17 protein-coding genes and 1 riboswitch are annotated in these 18,192 nt (G+C 72.8%); of the genes, 11 read left to right on the forward strand and 6 right to left on the reverse strand.

Annotated elements, in window-relative coordinates:
* Positions 1-337 precede the first annotated feature (337 nt).
* The gene (locus tag ABTY20_RS19510) at positions 338-1,126 is read left to right on the forward strand and encodes a carbon-nitrogen hydrolase family protein (RefSeq protein WP_351998258.1); all 789 of its coding nucleotides are present in this window, start codon (positions 338-340) and stop codon (positions 1,124-1,126) included.
* Between the two features lie 39 nt (positions 1,127-1,165).
* Positions 1,166-2,863 carry a flavin monoamine oxidase family protein gene (locus ABTY20_RS19515; RefSeq protein WP_351998259.1) on the forward strand — a complete coding sequence of 566 codons (1,698 nt, stop codon included), beginning with the start codon at positions 1,166-1,168 and terminating at the stop codon, positions 2,861-2,863.
* 76 nt (positions 2,864-2,939) lie between these two features.
* Here ABTY20_RS19515 and ABTY20_RS19520 read toward each other — a convergent pair whose 3' ends face one another.
* From ABTY20_RS19520 to ABTY20_RS19530, 3 genes are all read right to left on the reverse strand, one after another.
* Positions 2,940-3,692, reverse strand: a complete 753-nt coding sequence (locus ABTY20_RS19520; RefSeq protein WP_351998260.1) for a ZIP family metal transporter — start codon at positions 3,690-3,692, stop codon at positions 2,940-2,942.
* Between the two features lie 154 nt (positions 3,693-3,846).
* Complete coding sequence (locus ABTY20_RS19525) at positions 3,847-4,533, reverse strand: DUF5995 family protein (RefSeq protein WP_351998261.1); 687 nt, start codon at positions 4,531-4,533, stop codon at positions 3,847-3,849.
* A 119-nt stretch (positions 4,534-4,652) separates the two neighbouring features.
* Positions 4,653-6,065, reverse strand: coding sequence for a uracil-xanthine permease family protein (locus ABTY20_RS19530; protein WP_351998262.1), 1,413 nt, complete (start codon positions 6,063-6,065; stop codon positions 4,653-4,655).
* Between the two features lie 175 nt (positions 6,066-6,240).
* On the opposite strand from ABTY20_RS19530, the gene ABTY20_RS19535 reads away from it, so the two are divergent.
* Complete coding sequence (locus ABTY20_RS19535) at positions 6,241-6,699, forward strand: acyl-CoA thioesterase (protein ID WP_351998263.1); 459 nt, start codon at positions 6,241-6,243, stop codon at positions 6,697-6,699.
* Here ABTY20_RS19535 and ABTY20_RS19540 read toward each other — a convergent pair.
* Positions 6,659-7,864, reverse strand: coding sequence for an MFS transporter (locus ABTY20_RS19540; RefSeq protein WP_351998264.1), 1,206 nt, complete (start codon positions 7,862-7,864; stop codon positions 6,659-6,661). The two genes, ABTY20_RS19535 and ABTY20_RS19540, sit on opposite strands and share 41 nt — an antisense overlap.
* Before the next feature lie 131 nt (positions 7,865-7,995).
* On the opposite strand from ABTY20_RS19540, the gene ABTY20_RS19545 reads away from it, so the two are divergent.
* The gene (locus tag ABTY20_RS19545) at positions 7,996-9,183 is read left to right on the forward strand and encodes an ROK family transcriptional regulator (RefSeq protein WP_351998265.1); all 1,188 of its coding nucleotides are present in this window, start codon (positions 7,996-7,998) and stop codon (positions 9,181-9,183) included.
* A gap of 208 nt (positions 9,184-9,391) precedes the next feature.
* Here the strand turns inward: ABTY20_RS19545 and ABTY20_RS19550 are convergent, their stop codons facing one another.
* Positions 9,392-10,150 (reverse strand): SDR family oxidoreductase, encoded by a 759-nt coding sequence (locus ABTY20_RS19550; RefSeq protein ID WP_351998266.1) that lies wholly within the window; start codon positions 10,148-10,150, stop codon positions 9,392-9,394.
* Positions 10,151-10,364: 214 nt separating this feature from the next.
* Positions 10,365-12,689 (reverse strand): chitinase C-terminal domain-containing protein, encoded by a 2,325-nt coding sequence (locus ABTY20_RS19555; RefSeq protein ID WP_351998267.1) that lies wholly within the window; start codon positions 12,687-12,689, stop codon positions 10,365-10,367.
* A 224-nt stretch (positions 12,690-12,913) separates the two neighbouring features.
* A riboswitch (FMN riboswitch) is annotated at positions 12,914-13,044 on the forward strand.
* A gap of 145 nt (positions 13,045-13,189) precedes the next feature.
* Here ABTY20_RS19555 and ABTY20_RS19560 point away from each other — a divergent pair.
* From ABTY20_RS19560 to ABTY20_RS19590, 7 genes are read left to right on the forward strand one after another with little or no spacing between them, the layout of a single operon-like run.
* Entirely contained in the window at positions 13,190-13,804 is a 615-nt protein-coding gene (locus tag ABTY20_RS19560; RefSeq protein ID WP_351998268.1) for a riboflavin synthase, read from the forward strand.
* Positions 13,801-14,442: a nicotinamide mononucleotide transporter family protein gene (locus ABTY20_RS19565; RefSeq protein WP_351998269.1), complete on the forward strand. Its 642-nt coding sequence runs from the start codon at positions 13,801-13,803 to the stop codon at positions 14,440-14,442. Before ABTY20_RS19560 ends, ABTY20_RS19565 begins: the two co-directional genes overlap by 4 nt.
* The gene (locus tag ABTY20_RS19570; RefSeq protein ID WP_351998270.1) at positions 14,439-15,812 is read left to right on the forward strand and encodes a bifunctional 3,4-dihydroxy-2-butanone-4-phosphate synthase/GTP cyclohydrolase II; all 1,374 of its coding nucleotides are present in this window, start codon (positions 14,439-14,441) and stop codon (positions 15,810-15,812) included. The genes ABTY20_RS19565 and ABTY20_RS19570 overlap by 4 nt, the downstream gene beginning before the upstream one ends.
* Before the next feature lie 21 nt (positions 15,813-15,833).
* Positions 15,834-16,319 carry a 6,7-dimethyl-8-ribityllumazine synthase gene (ribH, locus tag ABTY20_RS19575; RefSeq protein ID WP_030867847.1) on the forward strand — a complete coding sequence of 162 codons (486 nt, stop codon included), beginning with the start codon at positions 15,834-15,836 and terminating at the stop codon, positions 16,317-16,319.
* Between the two features lie 34 nt (positions 16,320-16,353).
* Entirely contained in the window at positions 16,354-16,626 is a 273-nt protein-coding gene (locus ABTY20_RS19580; protein ID WP_004990764.1) for a phosphoribosyl-ATP diphosphatase, read from the forward strand.
* 46 nt (positions 16,627-16,672) lie between these two features.
* Positions 16,673-17,557 (forward strand): ATP phosphoribosyltransferase, encoded by an 885-nt coding sequence (hisG, locus tag ABTY20_RS19585; protein WP_351998271.1) that lies wholly within the window; start codon positions 16,673-16,675, stop codon positions 17,555-17,557.
* 19 nt (positions 17,558-17,576) lie between these two features.
* The gene (locus ABTY20_RS19590; protein ID WP_351998272.1) at positions 17,577-18,047 is read left to right on the forward strand and encodes a PH domain-containing protein; all 471 of its coding nucleotides are present in this window, start codon (positions 17,577-17,579) and stop codon (positions 18,045-18,047) included.
* The last annotated feature ends 145 nt before the right edge of the window (positions 18,048-18,192 follow it).

Consider the following 18,192-nt stretch of genomic DNA (forward strand, 5'->3'; position numbering starts at 1 on the left):
GGCGGCCGCCCCGTCCCCTTCCCGCCGCAGGCGGCTGCCGGCCTTCGCCCCCCCCCGGCGGGCAGTCGTGTCGCCGGTGCGGTGGGGGCGCCTCCCGCTCGAGCGCGGTCGAGCGTCGGGAGGCACCCCGCAACCGCCGGGATCGGCACGGATCTCCCCGCCGATCCCACCGCACACCGCACGGCGGTGGGGCCGGCGCAACGAATCGCCGCCGATCCCGTCCCGGACGCAACGAACCGCCCGGGGACGCGCAACGGCTCCGTCTTGTCCGCCCGAGCCGGCCGACCGTACCGTCTTCCTGCCCCCCGAAACCCCCGCGTACCGGTGAGGAACACGTATGCGCACCGCCCTGCTCCAGAGCTCCGGACGGCCCGGATCCGTCGCCGAGAACCTCAAGGTCCTCGACGAGGCGGCCGGCCGTGCCGCCGCCGCGGGCGCCGGGCTGCTCGTCACCTCGGAGCTGTTCCTGACGGGGTACGCGATCGGCGACGACATCGGCCGGCTCGCCGAGCCCGCCGACGGCGACGCGGCCGACGCGGTCGCCGAGAGCGCCACCCGGCACGGCCTCGCGATCGCCTACGGCTATCCCGAGCGGGACGGCGGGCACGTCTACAACTCGGTGCAGCTCATCTCCGCCGACGGCACCCGCCTCGCGGGCTACCGCAAGACCCACCTCTTCGGCTGCTTCGAGCGTGACCACTTCACGCCGGGCGGGCAGCCGGTCGTCCAGGCCGAGCTGAACGGCCTCACCGTCGGCCTGATGATCTGCTACGACGTCGAGTTCCCGGAGAACGTGCGCGCCCACGCCCTCGCCGGCACCGACCTCCTGCTCGTGCCGACCGCGCAGATGCACCCGTTCCAGTTCGTCGCCGAGCACCTGGTGCCGGTGCGGGCCTTCGAGAACCAGATGTACGTGGCGTACGTCAACCGGGTCGGCCCCGAGGGCGAGTTCGAGTTCGTCGGGCTGTCCACGCTCGCCGGACCCGACGGAGTGGCCCGCGCCCGTGCCGGCCGCCGGGAGGAACTGGTCCTCGCCGACGCCGACCCGGTGTTCCTCGCAGCCTCCCGCGAGGCGAACCCGTACCTGACCGACCGCCGCCCCGGCCTCTACGGGTCCCTCGTCTGACCCCCACCCCGCTTCACCTGTGCAAGGAGTCCGTACCCCATGACGTCCACCGTGCCCAACGCGATCGAGCACGCCGACGAGCAGCAGCCGCCGATCACCATGTTCGGCCCGGACTTCCCGTACGCGTACGACGACTTCCTCGCCCACCCGGCGGGCCTCGGCCAGATCCCGGCGACCGAGCACGGCACCGAGGTCGCGGTGATCGGCGGCGGCCTGTCCGGCATCGTCGCCGCGTACGAGCTGATGAAGATGGGCCTCAAGCCCGTCGTCTACGAGGCCGACAGGATCGGCGGGCGGCTGCGGACCGTCGGCTTCGAGGGGTGCGACCCCTCGCTGACCGCGGAGATGGGGGCGATGCGCTTCCCGCCGTCCTCCACGGCGCTCCAGCACTACATCGACCTGGTGGGTCTCGAGACCCGCCCGTTCCCCAACCCCCTCGCCGAGACGACGCCGTCCACCGTCGTCGACCTGAAGGGCGAGACGCACTACGCCAAGACCCTCGACGACCTGCCCCAGGTCTACCGGGACGTGGCCGACGCCTGGGCCAGGTGCCTCGAGGAGGGCGCCGACTTCTCCGAGATGAACCGCGCCCTGCGCGAGCGCGACGTCCCGCGCATCCGCGAGATCTGGGCCAAGCTGGTCGAGAAGCTGGACAACCAGACCTTCTACGGCTTCCTCTGCGACTCCGAGGCCTTCAAGTCCTTCCGGCACCGCGAGATCTTCGGGCAGGTCGGCTTCGGCACCGGCGGCTGGGACACCGACTTCCCCAACTCCATCCTGGAGATCCTGCGGGTCGTCTACACCGAGGCCGACGACCACCACCGCGGCATCGTCGGCGGTTCCCAGCAGCTGCCGCTACGGCTGTGGGAGCGCGAGCCGGAGAAGATCGTCCACTGGCCGTACGGCACCTCGCTGAAGTCCCTCCACGCGGACGGCGAGCCCCGCCCGGCGGTCACCCGGCTCCACCGCACCGCCGGCAACCACATCACGGTGACGGACGCGGCCGGCGACATCCGCACCTACCGGGCGGCGGTCTTCACCGCCCAGTCCTGGATGCTGCTGTCCAAGATCGCCTGCGACGACTCGCTCTTCCCGATCGACCACTGGACCGCCATCGAGCGCACCCACTACATGGAGAGCTCCAAGCTCTTCGTGCCGGTCGACCGGCCGTTCTGGCTCGACAAGGACGAGGACACGGGGCGGGACGTCATGTCGATGACGCTCACCGACCGCATGACCCGCGGGACGTACCTGCTGGACGACGGCCCGGACAGGCCCGCCGTCATCTGCCTCTCCTACACCTGGTGCGACGACAGCCTGAAGTGGCTGCCGCTGTCCGCGAACGAGCGGATGGAGGTCATGCTGAAGTCGCTCGGCGAGATCTACCCCAAGGTCGACATCCGGAAGCACATCATCGGCAACCCGGTGACCGTCTCCTGGGAGAACGAGCCCTACTTCATGGGCGCGTTCAAGGCCAACCTGCCCGGCCACTACCGCTACCAGCGCCGCCTGTTCACCCACTTCATGCAGGAGACGCTGCCCGAGGACAAGCGGGGCGTCTTCCTCGCCGGGGACGACATCTCCTGGACGGCGGGCTGGGCGGAGGGCGCCGTCCAGACCGCGCTGAACGCGGTCTGGGGCGTCATGCACCACTTCGGCGGCGAGACCGACCCGACCAACCCGGGCCCCGGTGACGTCTACGACGAGATCGCGCCGGTGGAACTGCCCGAGGAGTGAGCCCTCCCGGACCCCGGCGGCCGGTGCCGTCCCGTGTCCCGCCCGGGGCACGGGGACGCGGCGCGCCGGGACGAGGTCAGCGCAGGACCAGCACGGCTGTCACGGTGACGACGGCGGCCGACCCCAGTGCCAGCAGTACGGGCGGCCCCGCGGGCTCCGCGGCCGCCCGGCGGCGGGCCAGTGCCAGGGACGCGCCCGCGCCCCGCAGCAGTACACCCGCGACCGCGCCGAGCAGCACGACGTGCGTCCACTCCGGTACGGGCACCGCCAGGGTGATCCAGCCGCCCACCAGCGGGCTCAGGCAGACGACGACCAGCCACGGGGTCAGGGGCCGTCGCCCCCGTGCGTCGAGGACCGCCGTCAGCGCGAGTCCCTCGCTGACGGAGTGCACGACCAGCGCGGCCACCACGGGGACCGAGGCCACCAGGGCGACCGTCATCCCCTCCACCAGCCGGTGCAGCACGAGGGCCGCCGCCGTCCAGGCGCTCGGAAGGCGCCCCGGCGCACACCGCCGGCGCAGCAGGCGTCCCGCCGAGGCGAGGGCGAAAGCGGTCCCGACGGCCATCGGCACGACCCAGGGGGAGAGCCCCGCCTCGTGCGCCTCGTGGAGCGCGTGCGGCACGACGTCGGCCCCGGCCACGGCCAGCAGCGCCCCCGAGGCGGCCCCGAGCAGCGTGGTCGAGCGGTGTGACCACCGCCGTCCCGACCAGGCGCCGACCAGCGTCCCGGCCGCGATCGGCAGCAGCGCCAGGTACTGACCCGGGCTGAACGCCCCTCCCCACGACAGGGTGCCCCGTGCCCCCGCTTCGAGAACCGCGCCGACCATCATGTGCCCCTCTCGAAGCGAGTGCGGGAACGGGACCGATCCTCGTGACGCTGTCACACCTCCCACCGGGGCGCATGCCGCCGGGCCGTTCCCGGGGCCATTGGCGTGAAGGACCGGCGGCACCCGGGCCGGGGGCCGTCGCCCGGCGGCGGCCGGGTCAGTCCGGCAGCGGGGTGAGCAGCATGCGGCCGGCGAAGCCCACCGCCGTGTCCAGGCGTTCGGTGAACTCCCCGGCGACGTCCGGCAGTCCGCGCAGCGCCCACAGGGCGCGGGCCGCCGTCCAGGCCGCGTCCCGGGCGCGTTCCAGACTCCACGCGCCCAGCAGATGGGTCAGCGGGTCGGCGATCCGCAGCAGCTCGGGGCCCGGCGTCAGTTCCTCGCGGATCTCCTCCTCCAGGGAGAGGAGGAGATCGCCCACCCGGTCGAACTCGTCCTCCAGGTCGGCAGGTTCGCAGGCGAGCGCACGGCAGGTGTCCACGACGGCGAGCGCGAGGTCGTGGCCGATGTGCGCGTTGATGCCCGCGAGCGCGAACTGCAGCGGACGTACTCCGGGGTGGCGGCGGAACTGGAACAGCGGGCGCCAGCAGGCCGGCGGCCGCCGCTCCCGCGACCCCGCGTCCACCGCCGCCAGATAGCGCTCCGCGAACCGCACGTCCAGCGTGATCGCCGCCCGCGCGTCCGGGAACCGGCCCGCGTCGATCCGCCGGTCCACGGCCTCCGTGACGGCGAGGTAGACACGGTTGAACACCGCGACCCCGTCCCGCGCGGGCAGGTCCGCGTCCAGGGCGCGCATACGGGAGACGACCCCGTCCACGGCGGTGAGGACTTGTTCGCATCGCACCATGAGCGCAGAGTCGCACCTTTGGGGTGGCGCCGGTGGCGGCGGGCCCGACGCGTCCCCGGAACGGGGGAACACGCCCGTCGCGGGGGAGGGGGCAGTACCGTGCGCGAGCCCCCGGCCGCCTACGACGTGGCGCGCCGGTCCCCCTCGGTGCCGTCGGTGTCGTCGGTGTCGTAGGAGGAGGTGCCCTCGTCGAGCAGCGGCTCCTGCGTCTTGAGGTGGGCGGGCGCGAAGGCGCGCAGCGCGTGGTAGCCGGTGATGACGACCAGCGTGCCGAGCGCGATGCCGCTGAGCGAGAAGGTGTCGGTGAACTCCATCGAGACGTTGCCGACGCCGATGATGATGCCCGCCGCGGCCGGCACCAGGTTCAGCGGATTGCGCAGGTCCACCTTGGCGTTGGTCCAGATCTGGGCGCCGAGCAGGCCGATCATGCCGTACAGGATGACGGTGATCCCGCCGAGCACACCGCCCGGGACGGCCGCCACGACCGCGCCGAACTTGGGGCACAGGCCGAACAGCAGGGCGAAGCCGGCGGCGGCCCAGTAGGCGGCCGTGGAGTAGACGCGGGTCGCGGCCATCACGCCGATGTTCTCGGAGTAGGTGGTGTTGGGCGGACCGCCGACCGCGGTGGACAGCATGGAGCCGACACCGTCGGCGGAGATGGCCGTGCCGAGTTCGTCGTCGAGGTCGTCGCCGGTCATCTCGCCGACCGCCTTGACGTGCCCGGCGTTCTCGGCGATCAGCGCGATGACCACCGGCAGGGCGACCAGGATCGCCGACCACTCGAAGGACGGGCCGTGCAGGGTCGGCAGGCCGATCCAGTCGGCCTGCCCCACGCCGGACAGGTCCAGGCGCCAGTGGTCGGTGACCTCGCCGCTCGCGTCCGCCGAGTGGATCCTGCCGAAGATCCGGTCGAGCGCCCAGGACAGCACGTACCCGAAGACCAGCCCGAGGAAGATCGCGATGCGGGACCAGAAGCCGCGCAGGCAGACCACGGCGAGCCCGGTGAACAGCATCACGAACAGGGCGGTCCACTGGTCCTGCGGCCAGTAGGTGGAGGCGGTCACCGGTGCCAGGTTGAAGCCGATCAGCATCACCACCGCGCCGGTGACGACCGGCGGCATCGCGGCGTGGATGATCCGCGCGCCGAAGTGCCGCACCGCGAGACCCACCAGGAACAGCGCGGCCCCGACCACGAACACCGCGCCGGTCACGGTGGCGCTGGAGCCGCCCTGGGCCCGGATGACCGCGGCGACGCCGACGAAGGAGAGCGAGCAGCCCAGGTAGCTGGGCACCCGGCCGCGGGTGGCCAGCAGGAAGACGATCGTCGCGACGCCCGACATCATGATCGCGAGGTTGGGGTCGAGGCCCATGAGCACCGGCGCGACGAAGGAGGCGCCGAACATCGCCACGACGTGCTGGGCGCCCAGGCCCGCGGTGCGGGGCCAGGAGAGCCGTTCGTCGGGGCGGACCACCGCGCCGGGGGCCGGAGTGCGTCCGTCGCCGTGCAGTGTCCAGCGGACGCCGAGATTCATGGGCTGTCGCTTTCGTCGTACGTGCAGCGTGTCCGGACCATTGTGGGGGCTGAGCAGGAGTGCTTCGTACAGGCGGACGGGCGTGGCCGACCCGGCTGAGCGTCTGCTTAGGATGAGGGCGCGCCGCTGTTCGATGTAAGCGGCACTCATCCCGTACGTCCCAGGAGTCCCGCCCGTGACCGCCGAAGCCCCGCCCGCCCCCGCCCTGTCGTACGGCCGGCTGATCCCCGTGACCGTCCACTTCGACGACCTCGACGCGCTGGGACTGCTGCACAACGCCCGCTATCCGCTGCTGGTCGAGCGGGCCTGGACCGAGCTGTGGCAGGAGAAGGGCGTCCGCTTCGAGGGCGACTGGGAGGCGGCCGGCGACGCCTGCAACGCGGTCCGGGAGCTGCGCATCGGCTACGAGGCCCCGGTGACCCGGGCCGGCGCCTACGCGGTCCACCTGTGGCTGGAGCGGCTCGGCAGGACCGGACTGACGTACGGCTTCCGCTTCTGCTCGGCGGACGGCGCGGTGACCTACGCGCGGGGCAGCCGGGTGCTGGTGCGGCTGGACGCCACGACCCTGCGCCCGGCGCCCTGGAGCGAGACGTTCAGGGACGGGGCTCGGGAACTGCTGCCTCCGGACGCGTGACCTTCGTGCGGTCCCCCGCGCGCAGTACGCCCGCGAAGCCGGCGATGCCGCACGACAGCACCGTCACCAGGACGAACGACACCATCAGACTGGTCGCCTGGGCCAGCAGGCCGATCGCGCTCGGGGCGACCAGGCCGGAGGTGTAGGTGATGGTCGCGACGCCCGCGATGGCCAGGGCCGGGTTGGAACCGCTGCGGCCGGCGGCGGCGAAGCACAGCGGCACGACCACCGCGATGCCGAGCCCCATCAGCGCGAACCCGCCCATCGCCGTCGCGGGGTGCTGGGCGAACACGATCAGCAGTCCGCCCAGCAGGGCGATCACCCCGCTCGCGCGGACCGTGCGCACGGCGCCGTAGCGGTCCACCACGCGGTCCCCGGCGATCCGGGCGATCGCCATGGTGAGCGTGAAACCGGTGGTGCAGGCCGCCGCGAGACCGGCCGAGGTCTCCAGCCGGTCGCGCAGGTAGACCGCCGACCAGTCCAGGCTCGCGCCCTCCGCGAACACCGCGCAGAAACCGATCGCGCCGATCAGCAGCGCGGAGCGGGGCGGCAGGGCGAACCGCGGCGGCGGCTCCTCGTCCTCGGCGGGCTGCAGGTCGAGCACCCAGGCGCAGGCGGTCACGCCCGCCACCGTCAAGGCGGCGGCCGCGATCCCGTGGTGCAGCCGTGCGTCCGCGCCGAGGTGGGCGGCGAGCGTGCCGGCCGCCGAGCCGACCAGGGCGCCGGCGCTCCACATGCCGTGCAGCCCCGACATGATCGACTTGTCGAGCCGGTTCTCCACCTCCACGCCCAGCGCGTTCATCGCCACGTCGGACATGCCGGCCGTGGCGCCGTAGACGAACAGGGCCAGGCAGAGGGTGAGCAGGTTCGGGGCGATCGACGGCAGGGTCAGCGCGAGCGTCCACAGCGCGATCAGGCCGCGCAGCGCCGTGCGGGCGCCGAAGCGGTGGCTGATCCTTCCCGCCAGCGGCATCGCGAGGGACGCGCCGAGGGCGGGGAAGGCGAGCGCGAGGCCCAGCTGTCCGGCGCTCACCCCGGCGTGGTCCTGGATCCAGGGGACGCGGGTGGCGAACGAGCCGGTGACGGCGCCGTGCACGGCGAACACGGCGGCCACGGCGTACCGCGCCCGCCTCACCTCGCGCTGTCGATGGACCACTGTGCTCATCGTCCCGCCCCTCCCGGCCGTCGGTTCCCGTATGCGCTGCCGTAAACTATCAGGAACCCTGCCTGAAAGATATGGGGTATCCGGGGCGGCGCCTGCGCCGGCCGGCCCCGCCGATCTGGAAGGATCCCGGCATGGCCGCATCCCCGAGCACCGCCAGAGCCCTCAACGACCGGCTCGCCCTGCGCCTGCTCCAGCAGGAAGGCCCGCTCACCGCAGGGCAGTTGAAGCAGCTGACCGGGCTGTCCCGGCCGACCGTCGCCGACCTGGTCGAGCGGCTCACCGCCGCCGGGCTCATCGCGGTGGCCGGCGAGGCGGGGGAGCAGCGGCGCGGCCCCAACGCCAAGCTGTACGGCATCGTCGCGGACCGGGCGCACCTGGCCGCGCTGGACGTCCGCACCGAGGGCGTCACCGTGGTCGTGTCGGACCTCGTCGGCGACGTGCTGGCCGAGGCCGCCCTGCCCATCACCGGGGATGCGGGGACCGGGCCGGCGGTCGAACAGGCGGTCGGGCTGGTCGAGCGGACGGTGAAGGAGGCGGGCGCGGACCGGCCGCACACCGTCGGGATCGGCGCGCCCGGGCTGATCGACCCCGCGAGCGGCGAACTGCGCGACTCCACGGGTCTGCCCGAGTGGCACCGGCGCCTGGTCGCCGTGCTCCAGGAACGGTTCCCCGAGGCCCGGGTCAGCGTGGAGAACGAGACCAACCTCGCGGCGCTGGCCGAGCAGCGCGACGGAGCGGCCCGCGACCGGGACACCTTCGTCCTGCTGTGGCTGGGGCACGGCACCGGCGCCGCCGTGATCCTCGACGGCGCCTTGCGCCGGGGCGCCTCCGGCGGCACGGGCGAGATCGGCTTCCTCCCGGTACCGGGCACGAGCGGCCTGCCGTCGGCCACCGACTGTGCGGGCGGCTTCCACTCCCTGGTGGGCGCGACGGCGGTCGCCCGGCTGGCGGAGGAGTACGGCGTCGCGGCGGAGCCGGGGACCGAGCCGGCGGCGGGCGCGGTGCGGGCGGCCGTGGCGTCGTCCGAGCCCGCGTCCCCGGAGGCGCGCTTCCTCGACACCCTGGCCGACCGGATCGCCGTGGGCGTCGCCTCGGTGGTCGCGCTGCTCGACCCCGGCCACGTGGTCCTGGGCGGCGAGATCGGTCAGGCCGGCGGCGAGGCGCTCGCCGCGCGGGTGCGGGACCGCCTGGCCGCCATGTCGCCCCTGCCCGCCGATGTACGGCCCAGCGCCCTGGGCGGCGGCGCGGTGCTCCGCGGAGCCCTCCTGACCGCCCGCGACCGGGCCCAGGAAGAACTGTTCGGCGTGCCAGGGCACTGAGAGGCCCGGCGCGGGATCCGCCACGGCCCGGCAGCGCCCCGAAGGGGCGCGGGGAACTGCGCGACCAGCCACGACGGCGCCGCGGACGATCGACGGCACCGCACCGCCCCGCACGTCCGGCGGAGCGCCCGCCCCCTGCTCACGGACCGGCCGCGGACGGCCCGCCCGCGTGGCCCGCCGCAGGGGCGGACACGCGGCGAACGCCCGCTCACCGGTGGGCGACGCGGGCTCCGCATCGTTTCGTCAGATACTCGTCGAACGTGCCCTGGCCGACCGCCCGCTCCGGGGCGAGGTGGCCGCCGGCGCGGAAGGCGTCGTAGGCCGCGCCGCGCAGCGGGACCCCCACCACCGCACGGCGGCGGCCCGTGGCCCTCAGATACGCGCGGGCCAGGGAGTCGAACGTCCGGACCTCCGGACCGCCCATGTCGTCGACGCGGCCCGCCGGCGCGCCCTGGGCCAGCTCTGCCAGGCGGTCCGCGACCTCCGTGACGTCGACCGGCTGGTCCTTCACCCGGGCCGGCAGCAGCAGGACCGGCAACCTGGCCATGCCCTGGAGGACCGTGAACACCAGGTCGTGGAACTGGGTGGCGCGCAGCACCGTCCAGCCCAGCCCCGACTCCTCGACCAGCCGCTCCACGGCCAGCTTGGACGTGTAGTAGCCGAACGGCACCCGGTCGACCCCGACGATCGAGATGTACACGAGGTGTCCGACCCCGGCCCGCCGGGCCGCCGCGATCAGGTTCCGCGCGGCCTTCTCGTCGCCGCCGCGCGGTGACGTCGCGCAGTGCACGACCGTGTCCACGCCCGTGACGGCCCCGTCCAGCGCCGGCCCGCCTTCGCGCAGGTCGACGGCGTACGGCCGAGCGTGCCGGCTGAGCCCCCGCACCTCGTGTCCGTCCGCCCGCAGCCGCGCGACGACGTGCCGGCCGAGCGTTCCGGTACCGCCGGTCACCAGGATCGTGCTCATGTCGTTCCGTCCCTCCGGACACCCGGCGCCCCCCGACGGAGCGCCCCGCGTCTGCCGGGACGGACCGACCGACGCCGGATGTGACATCGGCCCGGGGACCCGCCCCCGTACGGGGTCCAGCTTCTCCGGGTCCGGCACCGGGCGCATCCGCGCGTGGTGAGGCCCGGCGGCGGGCAAGGGCCGTCGTCACCGCCGCCGGGCCGGTCCGTGGGGGTCAGCAGGCTCCCTGGTCCCGCCACACCCCCCATTCGCCGGTGGTGCCGGGCTCCTCGCCCTTCGTCCACCACTGCGCCTTCCAGACGTGGCCCCCGTGGGACACCACGCTGCCCCCGCCGTACGCGGCCGAGGCGTCCCAGGCCGGGGCCGCGCAGTCGCCGGGCGGCGTCGTGGGCGGGTCGGTCGGCGTCGTGCCGCCGCCCGGCTCGACGACGGTCGTCCCGCGCGCCAGGTCCCCGGCGAGGGCGTACGCCTTGCCGCCGATCGTCACCGTCCAGTTCGACGGGGTCGACACGGGCAGGTAGTAGTTGAACGACAGGTCGACGGTCGCGCCCGGCGCCAGCGACTGCCACGCCGGCAGCTTCAGCGACACCCGGTGGAAGTCGCCCTTCAGGCCGCCCACGTTGCCGCCCGTGTGGTCGCTGCTGATGACCTTGGTGCCGAAGCCGGACTGGTCGGAGGCGTTCCCCGGGGCCGAGGTCGCGTAGTCGAACCGGAACTCCGTACCGCCCGGCAGCGCGGTCCTCGTGTTGTTCGTGATCCGCAGCTTGGGCGTGATGGGGTAGTTGGAGTCACCCAGCTTGAAGTCCGTGAACTCCACGTCCACGTTCACGGCCTCCGCCGGCAGGGCCGCGTTCGACTTCCTCGCGCCGTACGGCGCGGCCGCCCTGAACGTGTCGTACATCAGCGAGGTGAGCGTGTCGCCCGTCTCGTACTGGCCCTTGGCCGCGTTCCAGTCGTAGTCGCCGGCCAGCTCCCAGATCATGGCGCCGCCGATGCCGCGGTCCACGACGTAGTCGGCCTTGGCCCCGACCGACTGCTCGTCCTCGGTGGAGAGGAAGACCTTCTTCTCGGCGTTCCACAGCCAGGGGGCGACCAGCGTCGGGTCGTACCTGCGGGCGTACGTGCCCGTCAGCTTCGTGTCCGCCGGGAAGCCGTAGTCGGTGACGTAGTCGCCGACGATCCCCTTCTCGAGGTTCTTGGCGTGCCACATCGGGTTGGAGCCCGCCGGGGACTCCTTGCCGGCGGTGTCGAGGTCGTGCCAGAGGTTGTCGATGCCGACGGCGCCGTCACCGCACTTGGTCAGGCCGGAGCCCGCCGGGCAGGAGGAGGCGGACGCCTTGCCCCACAGGCCGTCGGTCCCGCCCTGGACGTTCTTGTGGCCGCGGGTGTAGTAGGGCAGGCCGATGTTGATGCGGCCGGCCGGCATGGAGCCGCGGAAGTAGTGGTAGGCCCAGTCGGAGTTGAGGTAGCCGACGCCGCCGTACTGGGCGCTGCCGTAGACGTTCGCGGCGGCCAGCTCGGCGTCCTTGCCGTCGTCGAAGAGCGAGGCGTTCGGGCCGACGTGCTCGTTCCAGGCGCCGTGCAGGTCGTAGGACATGATGTTGACGTAGTCCAGGTACTTCTGGACCTGGAAGGTCTCCATGCCGCGCAGCAGGTAGCCGGAGGAGGGGGCGGCCACGGTGAGCATGTAGTGCCTGCCGTCCGCCGCGCCCGCGCGGTCCAGCTTCTCGCGCAGCGTCTTCATCAGCGCCGCGTAGCCCTTGACCAGCCCGGCCCGGCGGGCGTTGGCGAAGGACCAGTCGAGCGGGTTGCCCGCGTCCTTCATCGTCGTCGGGTACTCGTAGTCGATGTCGACGCCGTTGAAGCCGTACGTCCGGATGAAGTCGACCGCCGAGTCGGCGAAGGTGTCGATGCCGGCCTGGTTGACCGAGCCGTCGGCGTTGGTGGCCATCGAGTAGAAGCCGCCGGAGTCCACGCGGTTCCCGCCGTCGTCGGTGTAGCCGCCGGTCTCGGCCCAACCGCCCACCGAGATCAGCGTCTTGACGTCCGGGTGCTGCTTCTTGAACTTGTCGAGCAGGTTGAAGTGGCCCTTGTAGGGCAGGCGCGGGTCCATCTCCGCGCCGGCCACACCGGGCCACGTCATGCCCGTCGCCGGGTTGGCGGCGGTGTCCGGACCGACCGAGATCTCGTTGCCCTTGTCGATGTGCGCGAACGCGTAGTTGATGTGGGTGATCTTGTCCCACGGGATGTCGGACGCGAGGTAGGCGGGCTTCCCGTCCTTGCCGGTGCGCCAGCCGGTGAAGTAGCCGATCACCCGGCGCTGGTGGTCGGCGCCCATCCTCTCCCGGCCGGCCGAGTCGTAGACCGAGCAGTAGGGGACGTCGACGCCGGGCGTCGAGTACAGCCCGTCGGGACGACAGGACTCCTGGTCGGCGGCGTGCGAGACGGTGGCCGGGAGGGCGGCGAGCAGCAGGCCGGCGACGGCGGCGGTGGAGGCGAGCAGCGCGGGTCTCGCTCCGGGGCGTGAGGGGGACGGCACAGTGGGTTCCTCTCCGGGGAAGGTGGCTCGGACCCTAAGAGGACTAGACCAAAGCGTCAATAGGTATGGACCAATTCGGCGGGCCGTCAAGGGAACTCCCCGGCGGGGGAGTTGCGTCCCCGCGCGACCCCCGGTGGTCTCCGCGTCACTTCCTGTGAGCCACCCCACACCACTCGCCCGCATGGAGGGCGGCCGGTCGTGGCACACTGGCCCTGTACCAGTAGCAGCGCACTCCGGGGTCGGTGAAAGTCCGAACCGGCGGTTACAGTCCGCGACCCGGTCGCCTCCAGCGATCGGTTGACCAGGTGAAATTCCTGGACCGACGGTTAAAGTCCGGATGGGAGGCAGTGCGCGGCGGGCGGGCATCCATGCGCGCCGCCGTACCGGTTCGCCCTCTGGGCGGGCCCTGTCCGGCGTCGCTCCCGGTGTCCTCGTCCGCGGTCCCTGTCGTCAACGACAGCCCCGGAGTCCGTGCCCGAAGAGGCAGGAGGACCCGGGAAGTGTTCACCGGAATCGTCGAAGAGCTGGGCGAGGTCACCGCCGTCGAGACCCTCGGCGACGCCTGTCGCTTCCGGCTGCGCGGCCCCGTCGTCACCGAAGGCGCGAAGCACGGCGACTCCATCGCGGTCAACGGCGTCTGCCTCACGGTCGTCGAGCACGAGGGCGACGAATTCACCGCCGACGTCATGGCGGAGACCCTGAAGCGCTCCAGCCTCGGCGTCCTCGCCGCCGGCTCCCGCGTCAACCTCGAACGCCCCACGGCCGTCGGCTCCCGCCTCGGCGGCCACATCGTCCAGGGCCACGTCGACGGCACCGGCGAGATCCTCGGCCGCGAGCCGTCGGAACACTGGGAGATCGTGAGGATCTCCCTCCCCGCCGGCCTCTCCCGCTACGTCGTGGAGAAGGGCTCCATCACCGTCGACGGCATCAGCCTGACCGTCGTCGACGCCGGGCCCGACTCCTTCACCGTCAGCCTCATCCCCACCACCCTCGCCCTGACCACGCTCGGCATCAAACAGCCCGGCGACCCGGTCAACCTCGAGGTGGACGTCATCGCCAAGTACGTCGAGCGGATGCTCGGCGACCGCGCCGCCGGTGAGGGGGCCGCCCGGTGAACTGGCTCAACTCCGAGGCCTTCGTCCTCTTCGACCAGCACATCAAGTGGTCGGACATGATCGGCAACGTGATCGGTCTGATCGCCCTCGCCCTCGGCTGGCGGCGCTCCCTGTGGACCTGGCCCGCCCAGTTCGTCTCCGGGCTCATCCTCTTCGCCGCCTTCGCCACCGCCCACCTCTCCGGCAGCGCCGGCAAGCAGATCGTCGTCATGCTCGTCGCCGCCTGGGGCTTTCGGCAGTGGAACCGCGGCCGGCGGCAGGCGCAGGACGGCTCCGTCGCCGTGCGGTTCGCCACCTGGCGCGAGCGCGGTGCACTGCTCGGCGGGGCCGCCCTCGGCACCCTCGTCGTCGGCGGGCTGTTCACCCTCTACCCGTCCCTGTCCTGGGACCCCTGGCCGGACGCCTACATCTTCGTCGGCACGGTCGTCGCCATGTACGCGCAGGCCCGCGGCATGGTCGAGTTCTGGTTCGCCTGGCTGCTCGTCGACCTCGTCGGCGTCCCCCTGAACTTCGCCAACGGCTTCGCCTTCTCCGGCTTCGTCTACGTCGTCTACGGCGCACTGGTCCTCTGGGGCCTGCGCGACTGGTGGCTGCGCTCCCGCGACGCGCGGCCCGCCCTGGAAGGAGCGCCGGCATGAGCGCCCACCCGTCACCCGCCACCACCCCGCACGGGGCTCCCCCGGAGCAGAGGGCCTGGGGGGACCCCCCTCGCGCCACCCCCTCGATCCCACCCGTCCGGTACGGCACCGACGACTTCGAGGACCTCGCTCTCGACCCCGTCGAGCGGGCCGTCGCCGACATCGCGGCCGGCCGCCCGGTCGTGGTCGTCGACGACGAGGACCGCGAGAACGAGGGCGACCTCGTGGTCGCCGCCGAGAAGGCCACCCCCGAGATCGTCGCCTTCATGATGAGCGAGTGCCGCGGCCTGATCTGCGCCCCCATGGAGGGCGACGAACTGGACCGGCTGCGGCTCCCGCAGATGGTGGACGACAACACCGAGTCGATGAACACCGCGTTCACCGTCTCCGTCGACGCCTCCGCCGCCCACGGGGTGAGCACCGGCATCTCCGCCGCCGACCGCGCCACCACGCTCAGGCTGCTGGCGAGCGGCGCCGCCGAACCGGCCGACCTCGTCCGCCCCGGCCACGTCTTCCCGCTGCGGGCCCGCCCCGGCGGCGTCCTCGTGCGTGACGGCCACACCGAGGCCGCCGTCGACCTCGCCCGCCTCGCCGGCCTGCGCCCGGCCGGCGCCATCGTCGAGATCGCCGGCGAGGACGGCACCATGCTCCGGCTGCCCGAGCTGGTCCCGTTCGCCCGCAAGCACGGTCTGACGATCATCTCCATCAAGGACCTGATCGCCTACCGCCGCTCCGCCGAGCCCACCGTCCGCCGCGAGGCCGAGGTCCGGCTCCCCACCTCCCACGGCACCTTCACCGCCCACGGCTACCGCTCCACCGTCGACGGCGTCGAGCACGTCGCCCTCGTCCACGGAGAGATCGGCGACGGAGAGGACGTCCTCGTCCGCGTCCACTCCGAATGCCTCACCGGCGACGTCTTCGGCTCCCGGCGCTGCGACTGCGGCCCCCAGCTCGACGCCTCCCTGGAGCGCATCCAGGCCGAGGGCCGCGGCGTGGTCGTCTACCTGCGCGGCCACGAGGGACGCGGCATCGGCCTGATGTCCAAGCTGCGCGCCTACGAGCTCCAGGAACGCGGCCGGGACACCCTCGACGCCAACCTCGAACTCGGCCTGCCCGCCGACGCCCGCGACTACGGCGCCGGCGCGCAGATCCTCGCCGACCTCGGCGTGCGCAGCGTCCGGCTGATGACCAACAACCCCGACAAGACCGACGCGCTCGTCCGCCACGGCATCGAGGTCACCGGCCGCGAGCCGATGCCCGTCACCGCGAGCGAGCACAACCTCCGCTACCTGCGCACCAAGCGGGACCGGATGGGCCACGACCTGCCCTGGCTGGACACGCCGACCGTGCCCGCCTGCGGCAACCAGTGACGAGAACCAACGAGGAGAGACGTGAGCGGCAAGGGTGCACCGGAGCTGTCCGTACGCGACGTGGGGGACCTGCGGGTCGCCGTCATCGCCGCGCAGTGGCACGAGAAGGTGATGGACGGACTGGTGGACGGCGCCCTGCGCGCCCTGCACGACCTCGGCATCGACGAACCGACCCTGCTCCGGGTGCCCGGCAGCTGGGAACTCCCGGTCGTCGCCAAGGTCCTGGCCGGCCGCGGCTACGACGCGGTCGTCGCCCTCGGCGTCGTCATCCGGGGCGGCACGCCCCACTTCGACTACGTGTGCCAGGGCGTCACCCAGGGCCTCACCCAGGTCTCGGTCGACACCGGCGTCCCCGTCGGCTTCGGCCTGCTCACCTGTGACGACGAGGAGCAGGCCCTGGACCGCGCCGGACTGCCCGGTTCCAGCGAGGACAAGGGCCACGAGGCGGTCACCGCGGCCGTGGCCACCGCCGCCTGCTTGCGTTCGGTATCCGAACCCTGGCGGTGAGCAGTCCCCGTCACCGCGTAGGGTAAGGACCACCATGTCCAAGAAGACGTTCGAGGAGCTCTTCACCGAGCTCCAGCACAAGGCCGCCCACGGCGATCCCGCCACCTCCCGCACCGCCGAGCTGGTCGACAAGGGCGTCCATGCCATCGGCAAGAAGGTCGTCGAGGAGGCGGCCGAGGTCTGGATGGCCGCCGAGTACGAGGGCAAGGAGGCGGCCGCCGAGGAGATCTCGCAGCTGCTCTACCACGTCCAGGTGATGATGGTCGCCCGCGGCATCTCCCTCGACGACGTCTACGCCCACCTGTAAACCCCACGTCCGCGTCACACCCCTCCACACGAAGGAAGCCGACCTCATGCTGCGCATCGCCGTCCCCAACAAGGGTTCCCTGTCCGGCCCTGCGGCGGAGATGCTGCATGAGGCCGGCTACCGGCAGCGCCGCGAGTCCAAGGAACTGCGGACCGTCGACCCGACGAACGAGGTCGAGTTCTTCTACCTCCGTCCGCGCGACATCGCCATCTACGTCGCCTCCGGACAGCTCGACATCGGCATCACCGGCCGCGACCTGCTGGTCGACTCCGGGGCCGACGCCGAGGAGATCCTCCCCCTCGGATTCGCCCGCTCCACCTTCCACTACGCCGCCAGGCCGGGCACCATCGGCGGCCTGGCGGACCTGGCGGGCAAGACGATCGCCACCTCGTACGAGGGCATCGTCGCGGGGCACCTCGCCGACCACGGCATCGACGCCTCCGTCGTCCACCTCGACGGCGCCGTCGAGACCGCCGTCCAGCTCGGTGTCGCCCAGGTCATCGCCGACGTCGTCGAGACGGGCACCTCGCTGCGCAACGCCGGTCTGGAGATCGCCGGCGAACCGATCATGAAGTCCGAGGCCGTCGTCATCCTCCCCCGGGCTCGAACACACTCGCCCGGGGGGACCCCCACCACCGGCGCGGACGGCGAGGAGCCCAAGGTGCGGCAGTTCCTGCGCCGCCTGCAGGGCGTCCTGGTCGCCCGGACGTACGTGATGATGGACTACGACTGCCGCGTCGAACAGCTCGAGAAGGCCGTGGCCCTCACCCCGGGCCTGGAGTCCCCCACCGTGTCCCCGCTGCACAACGAGGGCTGGGTCGCCGTCCGCGCGATGGTCCCGTCCAAGGAGGCACAGCGGATCATGGACGATCTGTACGACATCGGCGCCCGCGCCATCCTCACCACGGCCATCCACGCCTGCCGCCTCTGACCGGGTCCGGAGCACCGCCATGTCCGACGCGACCGCGGGCCGGCCGCCCGCCCTGCCCGTCACCTTCCGTCCGGGCCGCACCCGCGCGGTGCTGCTCGCCTCCGGCACCGCGCTCTTCGTGGTCGTCGCCCTGATCGGGCTGCTGCTGGACCGGCTCGGCCCCGGGGAGCGGCTCAGCTTCGTGTTCACCGCCGCGCTGCTGGCCGGCGTGCTGTTCCTGCTGGCCCGGCCGAAGGTCGTCGCCGACGAGACGGGCGTCACCGTCGTCAACATCGTGAGCCGGCGCCGCCTGGAGTGGGCGGAGATCCTTCGGGTGAACCTCCGTCCCGGTGATCCCTGGGTCTTCCTCGACCTCAGCGACGGCACCAGCATGCCCGTGCTCGGCATCCAGCCGGGCATCGCCAGACAACGGGCCGTCGCCGACGCACGCGCCCTGCGGGCGCTCGCCGAGGCCCGCTCCACGGCCGGGCCCGGGGCGCCCCGGAGCTGACCCGGGGCCGCCCCTCCGGGACGGCTCGGGGTACGCCTCCGGAAAGCGTCGGGGACGTCCACCTGCCGCAGTCGCCCGTGTCTTGATTAATCTGGTGGGCGGAGGCGCGACGACGGCGCCTCCGCCCCTGCCGCCCCGCCCGGTG

The sequence above is a fragment of the Streptomyces sp. NPDC126497 genome (assembly GCF_040302425.1).
In the GTDB taxonomy this organism is placed as follows: Bacteria; Actinomycetota; Actinomycetes; order Streptomycetales; family Streptomycetaceae; genus Streptomyces.

Coding starts and splice junctions, on each gene's coding strand:
- ABTY20_RS19550 (WP_351998266.1), bottom strand. CDS start 10,150: ATGAGCACGATCCTGGTGACCGGCGGTACCGGAACGCTCGGCCGGCAC.
- ABTY20_RS19515 (WP_351998259.1), top strand. CDS start 1,166: ATGACGTCCACCGTGCCCAACGCGATCGAGCACGCCGACGAGCAGCAG.
- ABTY20_RS19525 (WP_351998261.1), bottom strand. CDS start 4,533: ATGGTGCGATGCGAACAAGTCCTCACCGCCGTGGACGGGGTCGTCTCC.
- ABTY20_RS19570 (WP_351998270.1), top strand. CDS start 14,439: ATGAGCGCCCACCCGTCACCCGCCACCACCCCGCACGGGGCTCCCCCG.
- ABTY20_RS19520 (WP_351998260.1), bottom strand. CDS start 3,692: ATGATGGTCGGCGCGGTTCTCGAAGCGGGGGCACGGGGCACCCTGTCG.
- ABTY20_RS19590 (WP_351998272.1), top strand. CDS start 17,577: ATGTCCGACGCGACCGCGGGCCGGCCGCCCGCCCTGCCCGTCACCTTC.
- ABTY20_RS19530 (WP_351998262.1), bottom strand. CDS start 6,065: ATGAATCTCGGCGTCCGCTGGACACTGCACGGCGACGGACGCACTCCG.
- ABTY20_RS19580 (WP_004990764.1), top strand. CDS start 16,354: ATGTCCAAGAAGACGTTCGAGGAGCTCTTCACCGAGCTCCAGCACAAG.
- ABTY20_RS19545 (WP_351998265.1), top strand. CDS start 7,996: ATGGCCGCATCCCCGAGCACCGCCAGAGCCCTCAACGACCGGCTCGCC.
- ABTY20_RS19540 (WP_351998264.1), bottom strand. CDS start 7,864: ATGAGCACAGTGGTCCATCGACAGCGCGAGGTGAGGCGGGCGCGGTAC.
- hisG (WP_351998271.1), top strand. CDS start 16,673: ATGCTGCGCATCGCCGTCCCCAACAAGGGTTCCCTGTCCGGCCCTGCG.
- ABTY20_RS19510 (WP_351998258.1), top strand. CDS start 338: ATGCGCACCGCCCTGCTCCAGAGCTCCGGACGGCCCGGATCCGTCGCC.